This is a genomic window from Cytobacillus praedii (assembly GCF_001439605.1).
Taxonomy (GTDB): Bacteria; Bacillota; Bacilli; order Bacillales; family Cytobacillaceae; genus Cytobacillus; species Cytobacillus praedii.
On record NZ_LMBX01000081.1, the window covers coordinates 1 to 225 of the forward strand.

Below are 225 nucleotides of genomic sequence, written 5' to 3' on the forward strand. Positions count from 1 at the left end.
CCTCCTTTCTAAGGATGAAATGAAGTTTATCTTCATTAAAAGACGTTTCATTGTTCGTTCAGTTTTGAGAGAGCAATCTCTTTATTAACTTAATATTTAAATGAAGCAAATAAGAAGCTATGTTTTTTTATTTACTGAATTCCGTTATATGGGCCTATAGCTCAGCTGGTTAGAGCGCACGCCTGATAAGCGTGAGGTCGATGGTTCGAGTCCATTTAGGCCCAC

Annotated in this window: 1 tRNA gene; it reads left to right on the plus strand. The window is 37.3% G+C overall.

The annotated features are described in order from the left end of the window. Positions 1-150: 150 nt before the first annotated feature. A tRNA-Ile gene (locus ASU02_RS25565) sits at positions 151-224 on the plus strand. Position 225 lies beyond the last annotated feature (1 nt).